This window comes from Reyranella sp. CPCC 100927 (assembly GCF_007859315.1).
Classification (GTDB): domain Bacteria; phylum Pseudomonadota; class Alphaproteobacteria; order Reyranellales; family Reyranellaceae; genus Vineibacter.
In genome coordinates this window covers 35,232-51,368 of sequence record NZ_VOHA01000028.1, presented here as the reverse complement: position 1 = coordinate 51,368, position 16,137 = coordinate 35,232, and the positions used below count along the sequence as shown (strand labels likewise).

Annotated in this window: 19 protein-coding genes; 10 read left to right on the top strand and 9 right to left on the bottom strand. The window is 66.4% G+C overall.

Annotated features, from left to right (window positions below; translation table 11 throughout):
• Positions 1–94: 94 nt before the first annotated feature.
• Positions 95–874 carry an enoyl-CoA hydratase gene (locus FQU96_RS37230; protein ID WP_178131018.1) on the bottom strand — a complete coding sequence of 260 codons (780 nt, stop codon included), beginning with the start codon at positions 872–874 and terminating at the stop codon, positions 95–97.
• A gap of 104 nt (positions 875–978) precedes the next feature.
• Between FQU96_RS37230 and FQU96_RS37225 the strand changes: the two genes are divergently transcribed.
• Together FQU96_RS37225 and FQU96_RS37220 are read left to right on the top strand one after the other, a co-directional pair.
• On the top strand, positions 979–1,908 hold the full coding sequence (locus tag FQU96_RS37225; RefSeq protein WP_146546483.1) for a PaaI family thioesterase: 930 nt from the start codon (positions 979–981) through the stop codon (positions 1,906–1,908).
• Between the two features lie 167 nt (positions 1,909–2,075).
• Positions 2,076–3,188 (top strand): ARPP-1 family domain-containing protein, encoded by a 1,113-nt coding sequence (locus FQU96_RS37220; RefSeq protein ID WP_146546482.1) that lies wholly within the window; start codon positions 2,076–2,078, stop codon positions 3,186–3,188.
• 23 nt (positions 3,189–3,211) lie between these two features.
• On the opposite strand, the gene FQU96_RS37215 is transcribed toward FQU96_RS37220, so the two are convergent.
• Positions 3,212–3,886, bottom strand: coding sequence for a glutathione S-transferase family protein (locus FQU96_RS37215; protein ID WP_255468786.1), 675 nt, complete (start codon positions 3,884–3,886; stop codon positions 3,212–3,214).
• A gap of 77 nt (positions 3,887–3,963) precedes the next feature.
• On the opposite strand from FQU96_RS37215, the gene FQU96_RS37210 reads away from it, so the two are divergent.
• Positions 3,964–4,419 (top strand): MarR family winged helix-turn-helix transcriptional regulator, encoded by a 456-nt coding sequence (locus FQU96_RS37210; protein ID WP_146546481.1) that lies wholly within the window; start codon positions 3,964–3,966, stop codon positions 4,417–4,419.
• Here FQU96_RS37210 and FQU96_RS37205 read toward each other — a convergent pair.
• The 5 genes from FQU96_RS37205 to FQU96_RS37185 all read right to left on the bottom strand — a co-directional run bounded on the left by FQU96_RS37205 (position 4,416) and on the right by FQU96_RS37185 (position 8,826).
• Positions 4,416–4,988 (bottom strand): DNA-binding transcriptional regulator, encoded by a 573-nt coding sequence (locus tag FQU96_RS37205; RefSeq protein WP_146546480.1) that lies wholly within the window; start codon positions 4,986–4,988, stop codon positions 4,416–4,418. The genes FQU96_RS37210 and FQU96_RS37205 overlap by 4 nt on opposite strands.
• A 10-nt stretch (positions 4,989–4,998) precedes the next feature.
• Positions 4,999–6,447, bottom strand: coding sequence for an FAD-binding oxidoreductase (locus FQU96_RS37200; protein ID WP_218575021.1), 1,449 nt, complete (start codon positions 6,445–6,447; stop codon positions 4,999–5,001).
• Between the two features lie 92 nt (positions 6,448–6,539).
• A complete protein-coding gene (locus tag FQU96_RS37195; RefSeq protein ID WP_146546478.1) occupies positions 6,540–7,334 on the bottom strand; it encodes a phosphodiesterase in 795 nt (264 codons plus the stop codon).
• Positions 7,335–7,383: 49 nt separating this feature from the next.
• Entirely contained in the window at positions 7,384–7,932 is a 549-nt protein-coding gene (locus FQU96_RS37190) for a tetratricopeptide repeat protein (RefSeq protein WP_146546477.1), read from the bottom strand.
• 69 nt (positions 7,933–8,001) lie between these two features.
• Positions 8,002–8,826 carry an HAD family hydrolase gene (locus FQU96_RS37185; RefSeq protein ID WP_146546476.1) on the bottom strand — a complete coding sequence of 275 codons (825 nt, stop codon included), beginning with the start codon at positions 8,824–8,826 and terminating at the stop codon, positions 8,002–8,004.
• A 91-nt stretch (positions 8,827–8,917) separates the two neighbouring features.
• Between FQU96_RS37185 and purB the strand changes: the two genes are divergently transcribed.
• Positions 8,918–10,243 (top strand): adenylosuccinate lyase, encoded by a 1,326-nt coding sequence (gene purB / locus FQU96_RS37180; protein ID WP_146546475.1) that lies wholly within the window; start codon positions 8,918–8,920, stop codon positions 10,241–10,243.
• Between the two features lie 45 nt (positions 10,244–10,288).
• Here purB and FQU96_RS37175 read toward each other — a convergent pair whose 3' ends face one another.
• Complete coding sequence (locus tag FQU96_RS37175; RefSeq protein ID WP_146546474.1) at positions 10,289–10,618, bottom strand: DUF1476 domain-containing protein; 330 nt, start codon at positions 10,616–10,618, stop codon at positions 10,289–10,291.
• A gap of 163 nt (positions 10,619–10,781) precedes the next feature.
• On the opposite strand from FQU96_RS37175, the gene FQU96_RS37170 reads away from it, so the two are divergent.
• The 5 genes from FQU96_RS37170 (at position 10,782) to FQU96_RS37150 (ending at position 13,958) form a co-directional block, all read left to right on the top strand.
• Positions 10,782–11,639 carry a MaoC family dehydratase N-terminal domain-containing protein gene (locus FQU96_RS37170; protein ID WP_146546473.1) on the top strand — a complete coding sequence of 286 codons (858 nt, stop codon included), beginning with the start codon at positions 10,782–10,784 and terminating at the stop codon, positions 11,637–11,639.
• 108 nt (positions 11,640–11,747) lie between these two features.
• Positions 11,748–11,990 carry a carboxymuconolactone decarboxylase family protein gene (locus FQU96_RS37165; RefSeq protein WP_146546472.1) on the top strand — a complete coding sequence of 81 codons (243 nt, stop codon included), beginning with the start codon at positions 11,748–11,750 and terminating at the stop codon, positions 11,988–11,990.
• Between the two features lie 51 nt (positions 11,991–12,041).
• Positions 12,042–12,302: a carboxymuconolactone decarboxylase family protein gene (locus FQU96_RS37160; RefSeq protein WP_218575020.1), complete on the top strand. Its 261-nt coding sequence runs from the start codon at positions 12,042–12,044 to the stop codon at positions 12,300–12,302.
• A gap of 11 nt (positions 12,303–12,313) precedes the next feature.
• Positions 12,314–13,066, top strand: a complete 753-nt coding sequence (locus FQU96_RS37155) for an SDR family NAD(P)-dependent oxidoreductase (protein ID WP_146546470.1) — start codon at positions 12,314–12,316, stop codon at positions 13,064–13,066.
• A gap of 28 nt (positions 13,067–13,094) precedes the next feature.
• On the top strand, positions 13,095–13,958 hold the full coding sequence (locus FQU96_RS37150; RefSeq protein ID WP_146546469.1) for a hypothetical protein: 864 nt from the start codon (positions 13,095–13,097) through the stop codon (positions 13,956–13,958).
• A 1-nt stretch (position 13,959) separates the two neighbouring features.
• Here FQU96_RS37150 and FQU96_RS37145 read toward each other — a convergent pair whose 3' ends face one another.
• Complete coding sequence (locus FQU96_RS37145; protein WP_146546468.1) at positions 13,960–15,096, bottom strand: ferritin-like domain-containing protein; 1,137 nt, start codon at positions 15,094–15,096, stop codon at positions 13,960–13,962.
• Between the two features lie 256 nt (positions 15,097–15,352).
• Here FQU96_RS37145 and purC point away from each other — a divergent pair, with 256 nt between their 5' ends.
• Positions 15,353–16,120 carry a phosphoribosylaminoimidazolesuccinocarboxamide synthase gene (gene purC / locus FQU96_RS37140; protein WP_146546467.1) on the top strand — a complete coding sequence of 256 codons (768 nt, stop codon included), beginning with the start codon at positions 15,353–15,355 and terminating at the stop codon, positions 16,118–16,120.
• Positions 16,121–16,137: the final 17 nt, after the last annotated feature.

The following is a 16,137-nucleotide window of genomic DNA, read 5'->3' as shown; positions in this document are numbered from 1 at the left end:
GGAAGGTGAGGGCCCAAAGACTCGGCGCCTCGTGTGTAGGCCCTCACCCGGCGCGAAGACGCGCCGACCTCTCCCGCTTGCGGGAGAGGTGAAATCACCCGCGTTTGCGGTTGATGAACGCCGTCATTTTCTCGGTGTGCTCACCCGTCGTCACCGACTGCGCGAACGAGTCGATGCCGGCCTGGATGGCGTCCGACAGCGGCAGTTCCTCCCAGCGCCGCATCAGCGCCTTCTGGGCGCGGATCGCCTTGGGCGTGCCATCGAGGATCGCCTCGACGCAGCGGTCGACCGCGGCGGTGATCTCCGACGTCTTGGCGACCTCCTCCAGGAAGCCCCAGGCCTCCGCCTTGCGCGCACCGATGTTCTCCGCCGCCATCAACAGCCACGATGTGCGGCCCCAGCCGATCAGGCGCGGCAGCAGCGCCGCTTCGATCACCGAGGGAATGCCGACCCGGACCTCGGGCATGCCGAAGGCGGCGCTCTCGGTCGCGATGCGGATGTCGCAGGCAGCCGCCACCTCCAGGCCGGCGCCCAGGGTGTAGCCCTCGAGCCGGGCGATCACCGGCACCGGGCAATCGCGGATCGCCTGGCAGAGCTGGTGGATGTGGGTGATGAAGGCACGGCCCTCGTCGGCCGTCTTGAGGGCAGCCATGTGCTTGATGTCGGCGCCGCCGATGAAGGCCTTCCCGCCGGCACCGCTGAACACAACGACGCGCACCTGCTCGTCGCGCGAGAGCTCTTCGAAGGCCTTGATCAGGTCGGCGAGTGCCGGCGGATTCACCACGTTGAGGCGCCGCGTGTTGTCGAACACCACATGGGCCACGGTGCCGCCCTTGCGGGCCTCACGGATGATTTCGACCTTGTGCTCTGCCACCACCGGACTCCTTGGGTATCCGCAGGGCGAAAATCGACTTGGCTTCCGTCCCCACACCTTTTCCCGTAATACAGCGTGAACGTCTGTTCACAAGAGGATTTGTCGTGCCGGACACGCTGCTGGCCCCGGACCGTGGTGGCTACAAGCTTTATGACCCGAGCGACCCGTTCGAAGACTATGTCGGGCCGATCTACTATCGCCGGCAGGACGACGGCATCCATTGCGTCATGCCGACCGAAGAGCGCCACGCCAACGGTGGCGGCGTCCTGCACGGCGGCGTGCTGCTGACCTTCGCCGACTATGCGCTGTGCTCGGCTGCCGGCTACGCCGCCTCGGGCGGCAAGATGCCGGGCAGTTTCGCCATGACGCTGAGCCTCACGGTGCAGTTCCTCGCCGGCGGCCAGATCGGCCAGACCATCGAGTCGCTGGGCGAGGCGACGCAGGTCACCGGACGCCTCGCCTTCGTACGCGGCTCGGTCATCCAGCAAGGACGCCGGCTCGCGACCTACAGCGGCGTCTGCCGCCACGTGGCGCGCGACAAGGCCATGGAGCGGCGGACCGACAGTGGACTCGTGCTGCGGCCCGGCGGCACGCGGTTGCCCGGCCCGCCGGACGGCGTGCCGACACCGGACGGCTATGCGCCGGTGCTGCGGCCGAGCCCTTTCACCACCCTGCTGGGCCCCACCTTCTATCGCCAGGCCGGCGATCAGGTGCACGTGCTGCAGCCGACGTTCCCTTACATGCAGAACTCGGGCGCCTCGTTCCACGGCGGCATGCTGATGACGTTCGCCGACAACGCGCTCTGCACCAGCATCACCGCCAACACCGGCAAGGCACCCTACACCGCGACCTTCTCGGCCGAGTTCCTGTCCGGCAGCAGCAACCTCGACGCGCCGCTGGAATCGACCGTCGATCTCGCCCGCGTCACGCGATCCCTGGGCTTCACCACCGGCCTGGTCACCCAGGCCGGCAAGCAGTTGCTGAGCTACAGCGCCGCGGTCGCGCTCAAGGACTGGGACGGACCCAAGCGCTAACCGACTCACCTTCCCTCACCGGGGGAAGGCGAGACGCCTCCACCATCGGTTGTGCATCGCTGCTGCAAGCGCGCGGTGGCCACAATCCTGCCCCACGGCCACCCCGCGCCCGCCGAAAATGCGGCGCGACAATCCCGTTGTCCAAAAAGACAACGGGAGGCATCGATATGGCAGTCTCGGGCATTCTGCGCCGATGGGCGCCGCTTGCGTTTGCCGCCACTGCGCTGGCCGTTTTCTCACCGTCTGCGTTCGCGGTCGATCCGGGTGTGGCTGACTACCGGTTTTCACAGCCCTATACCCACGGCAATCTCACGATCTACATGGTCCATGGCAAGCCGGGCTTGACCGGCAAGACGCCGATCACCCTGCAGGAAGCGCTGCAGCAGGGCCTGGTCCGCGTGATCGAAACCGAGAACGTCAACCTGCTCGAGGTCGAGAACCTCAGCGGCGAAGCCGTTTTCATTCAATCCGGTGATATCGTCAAAGGTGGCAAGCAGGACCGCGTGCTGTCGGTCGACCTGATCCTGCCGCCGCATTCGGGCAAGGTGTCGATCGCCTCGTTCTGCGTCGAGCAGGGTCGTTGGTCACCGCGCGACAAGGAGGACGCCAAAACCTTCAGCCGCTCGGCCGACAGGCTGCCGTCGCGTGACATCAAGGTTGCGACCAACGCCCCGCTGATGGCATCGCGCGATTCGGCACCGCCGACGCCGCGGGGTGATGGCCGGCGTATGCCACAGCAACGCGGCGATGCCACCGTCGGCAGCGCCCAGGGCAAGGTCTGGCGCGGCGTTGCCGAGACGCAGGAGAAACTGAGACGCAATGTCGGCACAACGGTCGCGGCGCCACAATCCGCATCAAGCCTGCAACTCTCGATGGAAAACGAGAAACTGAAGCAGGCGACGGAAACCTATGTCGCGGCACTGAAGGACGCGATCGACAAGGAGTCGGATGCGATCGGCTTCGTCTTTGCCATCAACGGCCAGATCAACAGCGCCGATGTCTATGGCGCACCGGCGCTGTTCCGCAAGATGTGGCCCAAGCTGCTGCAGGCCAGCGTCGTCGAGGCGATCGCCGAACGCAAGGAAGGCACGCCTTCCGACGTGCCCACGATCGACGCGGTCCGCCGTTTCATGACGGACGCCGAAAGCGGCAAGCGCGCCGACCGGCAGGTCGGCGACGGCGTCACCATCCAGACCCGCGATGCCGACAAGGCGCAGTTCCTCGAGTCACGGGCCAAGACCGGCGGCGGTTACGTGCACCGCAGCTACGTCGCGAAGTAGATCCCGTCCCCGCCTGGCGCTGTTCACGCCGCCATGCGTCGGGACAGAGCCGAGTGCCGCGCCCGCAGGAAGTCATCGAGACGCTCCGGGTAGTCTGGTGCGGCGGCTGCAATGACAGACGGTCGTGCCGCCAGTGCGGCACGCCAGGCGCGCACCCTGGGTGTTGCATCGAAGAAACCTGCAACACCCGCTCGCTCGAAGGCGTCGAAGTAGCGGAATACCGGCGCGAAAGCCGCGTCAACCAGCGAGAACCGCGCACCCGCGAAATAGGAACCACCCTCCAGTGCCGCCTCGGCCTGGATGAACTTGGCCCGGATGGCAGCGTGCTTGGCATCGTACGTCGCATCATCGCGCGCTGAGTAGAATCCCCAGATGTCATCCAGCGTCGCCGAGGCGAACGCGATCCAGGCTCGATGACGCGCCCGCGCCAGGGGCGCCTCGGGATGCAGGCGCGGCGCATGGACTTCGTCCAGATAGTCGCAAATCACCGCCGACTCGAAGACCGGCACCTCACCCACCACCAGCACCGGCGTCTTGCCCAACGGCGAGATCGCCCGGAACCAGTCGGGCTTGTCGGCAAGATCGACCCAGCGGCGCTCGAAGCCGACCTCCTTCTCGATCAGCGCGATGGCGGCACGCTGGACATAGGGACAGAGAGCGTGGCTGACCAAGGTCAGCCCGGACATTGTGTCGGTCATGGTCGGTCTCTAGTTGTTTAATTTTCAATTAAATAGACGATTTGATTTAATTTTCAACGACTGCCAGATTGGCTCGCATGAACGTGAACCGTGAGTCCCTCATCGCCGCATGGCCCGTCTTCCTGCGCGCGCACGCCGAGATCGTGGCCGCCGTCGAACAGCGCCTGAGCGATGGCAGCCTGCCGTCGCTGATCTGGTACGACGTGCTGTGGGCGCTGGAGCAGGCCCCTGAGCGCACGCTGCGCATGGGTGCCCTGGCCGACGCCGTGGTGCTGAGCCGCAGCAACCTGAGTCACGTCGTGGCCCGCCTAGAGGCGCAGAAGCTGGTGACACGCCGGCGCAGCACGGACGACGGACGCGGTGCCGTGGCCGCCCTGACGGACAAGGGCGCCGCGCTGCGGCGTGCGATGTGGCCGACTTACCGCGACGCCGTCGGCGCGGCGTTCACGCAGCACCTGAAGCCCGCCGACGCCCGCGCACTCGATGCGATTCTGCGCCGCGTGCTGGCCAGCCGGCGGCGCGCGCAAGGCTAGAGGCGTATCACGCCGGACGGCAGCGCCTCCGACGCCGCAAAGGTGCTGACCAGGCGAACCTCGCTGCCGCCGTCCAAACACAAGCGCTCCCACACCACAACGCCGGGCACAATGGGAACGACGGCGCTGCAATTGGCACCGGTGTCGAAGGCAACGGCGGGCGCCGCGGAGTCGCGCCAGCCGAGCGCATCCAGGCGTGCCTCGGCGGCCTCGATCTCGCGCGATGCGTAGGACCACAGAGACTGCCCCATCAGCACACTTGCCGGTGCACCCCAGTCCACCTGGCGTGCGGGCGATGCTGCCAGCAATCGATGCGTCGCATCGCAGATCAGATGCACGGGTCTGGCGGACGATTCGACCAGCCTCTTGAGCGCGCCATCGCAGGCAACGGCGGCCGGCTCGACGAGCAACGCCATCACGGCCGGCATCTGCGCCGGCGAGGGACGGTGGGTGCCGCGCTCCCAGCGTGAGACGGTCGCCTGCGTCACCGCAAGCCGCTCGGCAACGTGCGCCTGCTTCAGGCCGCGCAGCAGACGCATGCGCCTCAGGGCATGGGCAAGGTCGCGCATGATCGTCTCCTCAGGCGTTGCCGTAACGCCGATAGAGTTCGTTCTGGAAAACGCCGGCTGGATCGAGCCGGCGTTTCGCCGCCATCGCGGCATCCCAGGCGGGATACGCACGCCGAAGCTGCGCGGCGGTTGCGTGCGGTCGATACGGCAAATAGAACGTGCCGCCAACGTCGAGGACGGCGTCGATCAGGCTGCGGGTCATGCGCTGCATGCGCTCCTCGGCCACCACCGTGCGTTCCTGGACGAACAGCATCACCAGCCCGAACATGTCGTCACGGGCATAGGCGAGCGTGCTGCGGCTGTCGCGTCTCACGTCGCGGACGGTGACATTCAACAGGTCGCCCTCCTCGCGCGGCACGATAGTCTTCACCTGCGCCACGAAATCCCAGAGCCGCGCCTGCGGCACGAAATATTCGTGGAGGATATCGGTCGTCTCGGCGGTCCTGTTGCCGAACAAGGCGGCCGGCTCGTTGAGCAGAACGTTACGGCTGATGGGCTTGGCCAGCCAAGGGCCGACCTCGCGCTCCAGCCACCAGCGGCGGGCCTTGCCCGAACCGCTACCCGCCGAGCCGCGAAAGATGGTTCGTGCCACGCCGTCCACTGCCATTTCGGGCAGCGGCAGCACCCGTCCCTTGCTGTCCGGCTGCGGCACGTACGTGCCGATGATGGCCTGTTCCAGAAATTGATCCGGGTCGACGCGCAGACGGCCATACGCCATCTCGACCGAGGCGCGCGCATAGACCAGGTCGGCGAACGTCGCGGCGTATTCACGTGTCGGCAGCGCGGTGAAGGCCGGTTCGTAGACCACGTTGGGCACGACCGCGAGCTCGGCTTCCAGAAGGACGCCGAACAGCCCATAGCCGCCCAGGACGAGCCCAAACAACTCGGCGTTCTCGCTGGCATCGCAGGACACGATGGTGCCGTCGGCCGCCAGTACGCGCAGCCGGCGGACCGTCGTTGCGATCGGTGGGCTGTTTGTCTGCCAGCCGTGGCAATTGACGCTGATCGAGCCGCCGACCGTAAAGTCGTTGTTCGACTGCATGACAGCGGGCGCCAGGCCCCGGGCATTGAGGGCGGCGATGACCTGCTGCCACGTCGTGCCGGCGCCGACGCGCATGGTCTTGCCATCGGCGTCGACCGCCACGGCGTTCATCGGCAGCGAGTCCAGCACCCAGCCATCGCGCAGCAGGCTTTGCCCACCCATCGAATGCCGCGTGCCGCTCACCGCCAGCGCCGGCTCCTGGCCGGCGGCAATCCGCTGCAGCAACGGCGTGAAGCGCGTGGCCGTCGCCTCGGGTGACTCGGCGCCGAACACGACGCCCTTGATCGGCGTTGGATTGAGTCGGCTGGCATCATCCAGCAGGGGCCACGCCGTGGGCCTGGGTAGCGGATGCGGCTCGGCGATCCGCCGCTGCACGGCCGTGGTCGCCCACCCGCCGACAGCGGCAGCCCCCAGCATCGTGACGCCACCGACAAGCGCCCGCCGACGCAAGGAGCGTCTTGGTCTGGGCGGCATTTTCTCCCCACTCCCCCCTGATGGCTCTTCCGGCGCTAGCGGAACCGGTGCGGCCCGTCGTAGTCGCCGATGAAACTGATATGACTGACCAGGCCGCTGCCAGGACGCCAAGCGTGCAGCAAGGCCCCGGGCGGATCCATCTTGAACGTCAGCGGCGCGGCGGGATCGAGGTCGAGCGTCAGCTGATGCGCCGTGCTGGGCGCTGTTGCGGCGATCGTGCCGGCCCAGCGGACCTGGATCGAGCGATGGACGTGACCGCACAGCACACGCTCGATGTTGGGGTGCCGCTGAACGATGGTCGCCAGCCGGTCCGCCCCGTCACGCAGGCGCTCGCCATCCATGTAGGCCATGCCGCACTCGAACGGCGGATGATGCATGAACAGAATCGTCGGCCGATCCGACTCGGCCAGCCGCGCCTCGAGCCAGTCCAGCCGCGTCGCGCACATCTCGCCATGCCCCTCGCCGGGCACCAGCGTGTCGAGCCCGATCAGGCGCACGGGATGGCCTTCGATCACGTACTGCACGAACCCGTCGGCCGGCAGGTAGCGGTGCTCCGTGAAGGCAGCGCGCAAGGCGTCGCGCGCGTCGTGGTTGCCCACGATCAGGTAGAACGGCATGGCCAGCGGCGCCAACAACGCCTTGAGACGGGCGTACTCGATCGGCGCCCCGGCATCGACCAGGTCACCGGTCACCAGGACCAGGTCGGGACGCGGGTGCAGTGCGTTCAGGTGCGCCACTGCCTTGGCGAGAAAATCAGCCGTGTCTACCCGCCGATAGGCGATCTGGCCATCCGGCTTGATGTGCGTGTCCGAAATCTGCGCGATCAGCATCCGGGCGATCCTCCAGGATCGCGACTTTAACCCACGCGCTACACAACCGTCACGTTTTCTGCCGCGCCGCCTTGCGCTTGAGATCCTCGATATGCGCGCGCAGGCCCTCGGCATGCGGGTTGTGCTTGAGGCATTCCTCGAAGGCGCGGGCTGCCTGCTCGTACTGCTCGCGCTCCTCGAAGATCATGCCGAGGCCGGACCAGGCGCCGAAGTGGCGCGGTTCCAGCGCCACCGTGCGCTGGATGTCGGCCACCGAGGCCTCGTGATCACCGCGCATCCAATGCGCGGTGGCACGCTTGTTCCACGCCTCGGCGAAATCAGGCGCCTTTTCGATCAGCATCGTGAAGGTCGCGACGGCGCCATCGAGGTCACGCCCTTGCATCTGGCCCAGCCCGCGCGCCATCAGCGCATCGAGGCTGGAGTCGCCCGACGCCGTCCAGGTCTCCCAGATCGCCTGGATCAGCAGCTTCGCCTGCAGCGGATCGGTGACCGTTTTCAGGCGGTCGAACAATCCCTCGAGTGCTGGGTCCTTCTGGGTGGCCATGGCGGGTGCGGTAAGGCTGGCGGCAAGACTGAGGACAAGAGCAAGGCGGCGCATCGGTCTCTCCCGTCGGCGACGCGGCCTCACGTTATACCGCGCGCGGCGTCGGCGCGAGAGGCGGTGGTCTCACGACGACGGGTCGTTGCGCCCGTCGAGCAGCGCCTGCGCCAGTTCGGCGAAGCCGGCGCCGGAGCGCGCTTGGGTGATCCAGCGCGGCAAGTGCGGCATGCGATCTGCGAAGTCGCGCACGTTGGCGACGCCGGTGGCATTGGGAAAATAACCGAACATCGGCGCATCGTTGGGCGAGTCGCCGGAGAAGACATAGCGCGCCCGCTCGGCATCGAGATCGATGTTGAACAGCTCACGCATCATCAGCCGCGTGGTGGTGAGCTTGTCGTAGTCGCCGAACCAGCCGTTGACATGGATCGAGCTGATCTTGGCCTGGGCGCCGTGCGCCGCGAAGATCGCCACGATGCGGTCGACCGCCGCGCGCGGCAGCGCCGGCACGTCCTCGCAGAAGTCGACCGCGAGGTCGGCCAGGCGGTAGGGCTGATCCGAGGCGATGCCGGCGCCCGGCACCTCGCGCAGCACCTGCGCCCGCACCGCCTGCAGGCGACGTTGTCCGTCGGCGCGCTCGGCGTCGGACTGTACAAAACGCGTGCACAGCTTGCCGGCCCGGCGGTCGAGCCACATCCAGAAGGCGCCGTTTTCGCCCACGACCGCGTCGACCGGCCACATGCGGGCGATATGGTCACACCACCCGGCCGGCCGGCCGGTGACCGGCACGACCAGCAGCCCGGCACGCTTCAGGGCCTCAAGGGCGGCATAGGCCTGCGCGGTCAGGCTGCCGTCGGTGGTCACGGTCTCGTCGATGTCGGTGAATACGCCCCGGATCTGGCGCCGATCGGCGATGGGGAACGCGGAAAGCGGCAACAAACGCTGATCGGACATGGACGAACTTTCGGACGATGCGGTGTCGATTCTTATCATAGCGGCCCCGCCAGAAGGGCTGTAAAAGACCACCGTAATAAAGAGGACACGGATGATCCCCCGCTACAGCCGCCCACCGATGGTGGCGATCTGGGAGCCGCAGAACCGGTTCCGCATCTGGTTCGAGATCGAATCACACGCCTGCGATGCCATGGCCGACCTGGGTGTTATCCCGCAGACGGCGGCGGCCGCGATCCGCGACGGCGGCAAGAAGGCCATGGCGGCGATGGCGGCGGATCCGTCGACACACGTCGGCAAGATCGACGACATCGAGCGCGTCACCAAGCATGACGTCATCGCCTTCCTGACCTGGCTGGCCGATTTCGTGGGCCCCGACTCGCGCTTCGTGCACCAGGGCATGACGTCGTCGGACGTGCTCGATACGACACTCGCCGTGCAGCTCACGCAGGCCGCCGACCTGCTGCTGGAAGATCTCGACAAGGTGCTGGCGGCGCTGAAGAAGCGGGCCCTTGAATTCAAGAACACGCCGACCATCGGCCGCAGCCACGGCATCCACGCCGAGCCGACCACGTTCGGCGTCAAGCTGGCCGGCCACTATGCCGCCTTTGCGCGCTGCCGCGAGCGGCTCGCTGCCGCGCGCAAGGACGTCGCGACCTGCGCCATCTCCGGCGCGGTGGGCACCTTCGCCAACATCGATCCTGCGATCGAAGCGCGCGTGGCGGCCAAGCTGGGCCTGGCGCCGGAGCCGGTGTCGACGCAGATCATCCCGCGCGACCGGCATGCGATGTTCTTCGCCACCCTGGGCGTGATTGCGGGCTGCGTCGAGAATCTCGCCACCGAGATCCGCCACTTGCAGCGCACCGAAGTGCGCGAGGCCGAGGAGTTCTTCTCGCCGGGCCAGAAGGGCAGCTCGGCGATGCCGCACAAGCGCAACCCGGTGCTGACCGAGAATCTCACCGGCCTGGCGCGGCTGGTGCGCAGCGCCGTGATGCCGGCGCTGGAGAACCAGACGCTGTGGCACGAGCGCGACATCTCGCACTCGTCGGTGGAGCGCGGCATCGGGCCCGACGCCACGGTGACGCTCGACTTCGCGCTCAACCGGCTGGCCGGCGTGGTCGAGAACCTCGTGGTCTACCCCGAGCGCATGCAGGCCAACCTCGACGCGCTGGGCGGGCTGGTGTTCTCGCAGCGCGTGATGCTGATGCTGACGCAGAAGGGCATGAGCCGCGAGGACGCCTACGCCGCCGTGCAGCGCAACGCCATGGAAAGCTGGAAGGGCAATGCGTCGTTCATGGCGCTGTGCCGCGCCGACAAGGACATCCGCGAACACATGGCCGACGACGAACTGGTGGCCCTGTTCGACCTGCGCTACCACACGCAGCACGTCGATACGATCTTCAAGCGGGTATTCGGCTAAGCCATCATCTTCCCCCGCCTGCGCGGGGGAAGATGTGAAACGAACCTACTTCGACTCGTTCATCAGCTGCTCTTTGGCGTCGTCGAGCAGTTTGGTCATCTGCTTGCGCACGGCGGCGGCGTCCGTCGCCTGGCCGCCGTCGGTGAGATCCTTCAGCACCTTGTTCAGCACGTCCTCGTCGCCCGGCTTGTCGAAGTCGGCCATCACGACTTCCTTGGCGTAGGCGTCGGCCGCCTCGCCGGACTTGCCGAGCTGCGCCGCGGCCCACAGGCCCAGGAGCTTGTTACGCCGGTTGTTGACCTTGAACTGCAGTTCCTGGTCCTTCTGGAACTTGGTCTCGAAACCCTTCTTGCGGTCGTCGAAGGTCGTGGACATTGCGGCGCGTCTCCTGGCTGTCGAATCGAGCGGCGGCAGCGCCGCGTGCCTTATATAGCGATGCGATGCACGCCGCGCCACCCTGCAGCACCCGCCATTGCCGGCCCGCCGGCCAGGGTGGCAGAGTGCCCCCGGAACCACACGACAACGGGATGAAAACGCCATGGATACCGCCGCCGCCGACTATCGCGCCTTCATCGGCCAGAGCCGCACGAGCGAGGATTTCATCGCGCCGTTTCCGCCCAAGGCGCTGATCGCCGCCTTCGATACCGGCGACCCCGAACCCAAGGTCGGTGACCCGCTGCCGCCGGTATGGCACTGGCTCTACTTCCTCGACACCGCGGCGCAGTCCAAGCTTGGCCGTGACGGCATGCCGACGGGGGGCAGCTTCCTGCCGCCGATCCCGCTGCCACGGCGCATGTGGGCCGGGACCACATTCACCTTCCATGACACGCCACTGCGTATCGGCGACCAGGTGCGCCGCGAGCAGGAGGTCTCCAGCATCGAACCGAAGACCGGCAGCACCGGGCCGATGGTGATCGTCACCCAAAGAAGCCGCATCTACGGTCCGTCCGGGCTTGCCATCACCGAGGAGCGCGGCTCGGTGTTCCGCGAGGACGCCAAGCCGGGCGAGAAGCAGAAGGAGCCGCGGCCGGCGCCGACCGACGCCACGTGGTCGAAGGAGATCAAGCCCGACCCGGTGCTGCTGTTCCGCTTCTCGGCGCTGACGTTCAATCCGCACCGCATCCACTACGACCAACCCTACGTGACCAGTGTCGAAGGCTATCCCGGCCTGCTGGTGCACGGCCCGCTGATGAGCCTGCTGCAGATCGAACTGGCGCGCCGATCCAATCCCAGCCGCAAGGTCGCGCGCTATTCCTGTCGTGCGCTGGCGCCGGTCTACGACCGGGCGCCGTTCTCGGTGCATGCGCGCGCCGAGTCCGATGGTTCCGTCACCACGTGGATCGCCGATCCCAACGGCGGTCTCGCCCAGCAGGGCAAGGTGACGTTCGCGGCGTAATCGCGAACGTCATCCCGAGCGCAGCGAGGAATCTTTTCTGCTGCCGGGACTCCCTGGGCGAAAGATTCCTCGCTACGCTCGGAATGACACATGTGAAAGGAGAGTTGCATGCCGCGTGTTCGCGAGATCACCGAGGAAGGTGATGATCCGCTTCTCAAGGAAATCTTCGGCAAGGAGCGCGAAGCGTTCGGCGACCTGCTGAACCCGACCAAGGTGATGGCGCACTGCCCGCCGATCATGATTGCCGCCAAGCGGCTGAGCGCGGCGGTCGAGAAATCGAACCTGTTGCCGGCCCAACTGCGCGCGCTGCTCTATCTGCGCGTTGCCACCATCAACGGCTGTCCCTTCTGAATCGACATCAATGCATCACGTGTGATGCAAGGCGAGGAAGGCGAAGCCAAGATGCGGCAGGTTGCCGATTGGCGCGCCAGCACGTTGTACAGCGCCGCCGAGCGCGTGGCGCTGGAGTATGCCGAACGCATGACCATCACCGGCCAGCGTGTCGATGATGCCCTGTTCGACCAGCTCAGGCTGCACTTCGACGAGGCGCAGATCGTGGAGTTGACGGCGGCCGTCGCGTTGGAGAACTTCCGCAGCAAGTTCAATGTGCCGCTGCATGTCGAAGCCCAGGGTTTCTGCATCGTGCCGCAGCGGGGTAGCTGACGAGGAAGAGTATGGACCTGCAACTGAAGGACAAGACGGCGCTGGTCACGGGCACCAGCGCCGGCATCGGTCTGGGCATCGCCAAGGCCCTGGCCGGCGAAGGCGTGCGGCTGGCGATCACGGCACGGCGGCGCGACAAGCTCGAGGCGCTGGCGCAGGAGATCGCCGCGACCGGCGGCATCAAGCCGGCGATCATCGAGTGCGACCTGATGCGCGAGGAGGCGCCCGCTACCATCACGGCCGCCGCGCTCGAGGCGCTGGGTCATGTCGACATCCTGGTCAACAACGCCGGTGGCAGTCGCGCCTTCAAGCTGCACACGCCCGAGCCGCAGTGGATGGAGGCGCTGACCCTGAACTTCATCCGCCAGCGCCAGATCGCCGACCTGCTGATCGACCAGATGATCGCTCGCCAATGGGGGCGCATCATCAACATCACCGGCAAGTCGGAGCCCGACGGCATCAATGGCGCCTTCTGCGCCAAGGCGGCCATGCACTCGTGGGCCAAGGGCCTGTCGCGCGAGGTCGGCAAGCACGGCATCACGGTGAACTGCATCCCGCCGGGCCGGATCCACAGCGAGCAGATCCTGCGCAACTACACGCCCGAGTACCGGCAGTGGCAGGCCGAACACGAGATCCCGATGGCCCGCTACGGCGAGCCGCAGGACATCGCCGACCTGGTGTGCTTCCTCGCCTCGCCGCGCGCGGGCTACATCACCGGCACGCTCATTCCCGTTGACGGCGGTCTGCGACGCTATCAATTCTGAAGCCGATCGCGACAGAGTGAGAGGGCGCATGGCATCTCCGCTTCCCGTCCCGCTGCTGCGCATCATCGCCTGGTCGTGGTGCATCGCCGTCGTCGCCTACATCGCCTATGGCTGGTACGCCTATGCCGGTCTCTACCGCGTGCTGGCCGAGTGGCAGATCGCCACCTTCGGCGCCTACCGCGTGTTCCTGACGGCGCTGCTGCCCGCGATCGCGCTGGCATTGCCCGGACTGTGGCTGGCGGGACGGCTGCATTACAACAATCCCGCGGCGCTGGCGGCCCTGGCCGATCCGCGCCGCGGCCTGAAGTTGGTCCTGGCAATCGGCGTGCTGGCGGTGATCATCGCCGCCGGCGCCGGTGTCCTGGGCTATCGCAAAGCAAGCCAGGTTCCTGTGGTCGCCACCTTCGACCTCAGGGAGATGAAAAGCCCGCCGAAGGCCGACCAGTACACCATCATCGGCATCGCGCGCCCCGACCTGATGCTGGGCTTCGAGACCGAGACGCGCGGCGCCAAGCGCAACTACGTCTACGTGCCGCTGACGTCGCCGCAATGGCAGCGTGGCGAGCCGCTGACCTATTTCCTCAAGACCAACCAGAACGCCTACATACCGCCCGAAGGCGGCCGCATGGTCTCCCTGGCACCTCACCAGCCGCCGTTCCTGATGACCCTGCAGCGCGCCGTCGTCGAGGCCAAGACGCTGCCCGGACCGGTGCGGGAAGCCTATCGTACACACAACGTGGGGCTGACCGGGCGTATCCGTGTCTTCAGCCAGAACACCTCGTCGGCATTCGATCACTACTGGATCGTGGCCGCCGTCGGCGGCCTGATCGGCATCGTCTGCCTGCTGGCCGCCGCCATCACCGCCGTGCGGCTGCGGCGCACCGGATCCTAAATCACTCGGCAGCGACGGCAGGCTGGGCGATATCCTTGCTGACGATACGGCGGCGCTTGGCGTTGATCTCGCGCAGGGTCACCATCATCTCCTCGGCCACGACGTCGCCCGGCATCTCCTCGCTCTCGGTGGCGAGTTCCTTCATGTCGACCCACACCGAGTACAACGGCTTGGTGCGGTCGGTGATGATGCCGGCATGCAGCAGGGTCTTGATCAGCACGCGGAAGATGTTGGTGTTGTCCTGCATGCGCGTACGCCGGTCGTCGTCGGTGAAGGCTTCTTTCAGGGCATCGCGCGCCCACTGCCAGTCGATGTTGTACTTGCGGTAGACGAGCTGCTTCTGCTCGGCATTGATCAGGTTGAACAGCAGCACCTGGAAGCACTGCGCCGTCCAGTCCTCGACCTTGCGGTGCTCTTCCTTGGTCAGGTGCTTGATCGTCTTCTGCGCCCAGATGCGACCGAAGCGATGATGGAAGGCCTCGTCGCTCATCACCAGCTGGATCAGCCGGCGCAGGGTGGGATCGTTGGTCTTGGCGTTGATGGTGGCGAAAGCGCCCATCGCCAGGCCCTCGACCAGCATTTGCATGCCGACGATCTTCTTGTAGACCTCGTGCGCCGTCACCAGCTCGGTCAGCAGATTACCCAAGGTCGGGCCGACCGGCAGCGGCTCGCCCCAGCGGGCGGCGACATACTTGGTGAAGCCGGTGACGTGACGGGCCTCCTCGCGCGCCTGGTTGGCGGCGTACTCCTGCGCGCCCGGATCGAGCAGGATGTGGCAGAGGCTGGCCGACAGCGACAACGCCCCCTGCTCGCCATGGAGAATGCTCGAGAGGGAAAAGTGCGTCAGGTCGTTGGCGAAGCGGATCCGCTGGTCGGCCGGCACCTTGTCGATCACGGCGCATTGCAGCTCGAGCGTCTGGTCCTCGGGCATGATGAGCTGGCGATCGATGTCGAACGGAGCGCTGAAGTCGATGTAGGCCTTGTCCAGCGGATCCCAGAAATGATCGTGGGTCTGGGAGATGATGGTGTCGAACGCATCCGAGCGGCGGCCGTAGCGCGGCACCGCCATCATGGCCGGGAAATCGTCCGGCGCCACGGTGTCGTAGGCGGCGTCGTAGGTGATCTGCTCGCTTGCCATGACGTTCCTCCAGACACACCTCAGGGGTGTGCAATCCAGCCCGCTTTGGCCGCCAACCTATCGTACACCCCGAGGGCAATCAATATGACGCACATGTCATTTTCGTGAAAAACCAATTATTTCCGCACTTTGGCTGTCCCCAGAATGGGTACGGCGGCGCTTATTGCGCCGCAACGGACCCCCCTGCTAGAACCCCGCTTGCCTGGGGCCGGCCTCGCCCCGGGTACCGGGCGCATATGCGCCCCCGGAGATCGATATGAGCAGCCGCCGACGCCGCATCTACGAGGGCAAGGCCAAGATCCTGTACGAGGGGCCGGAACCCGGAACCATCGTGCAATATTTCAAGGACGATGCGAGCGCCTTCAACAACAAGAAGAAGGGCACCATCACCGGCAAGGGCGTCATCAACAACCGCATCAGCGAATACCTGATGACGCGCCTGAACGAGATCGGCGTGCCGACCCATTTCATCCGCCGGCTGAACATGCGCGAGCAGCTGGTGCGACAGGTCGAGATCATCCCGCTCGAAGTGGTGGTGCGCAACGTGGCGGCCGGCTCGCTGGCCCAGCGCTTCGGCATCCCCGAGGGCCAGGCGCTGCCGCGCTCGATCCTGGAGTTCTATTACAAGAACGACCAGCTCGGCGACCCGATGGTCACCGAGGAGCACATCACCGCCTTCGGCTGGGCCACCCCGCAGGACATCGACGACATCGTGGCGCTGGCGCTGCGGGTCAACGACTTCCTGAGCGGCCTGTTCCTGGGTATCGGCATCAAGCTGATCGACTTCAAGATCGAGTTCGGCCGCCTCTACGAGGAAGAGATGGTGCGCGTCGTGCTGGCCGACGAGATCAGCCCCGACTCCTGCCGCCTGTGGGACCTCAAGACCAACGAGAAGATGGACAAGGACCGCTTCCGTCGCGATCTCGGCAAGGTCGAGGAGGCCTACCAGGAGGTTGCCCGGCGTCTGGGCATCCTGCTCGACCCCGGCGCCGGCGATCACCGCGGCCCCGTGACGGTGCAGTAGCGGTACAATCAACAAGG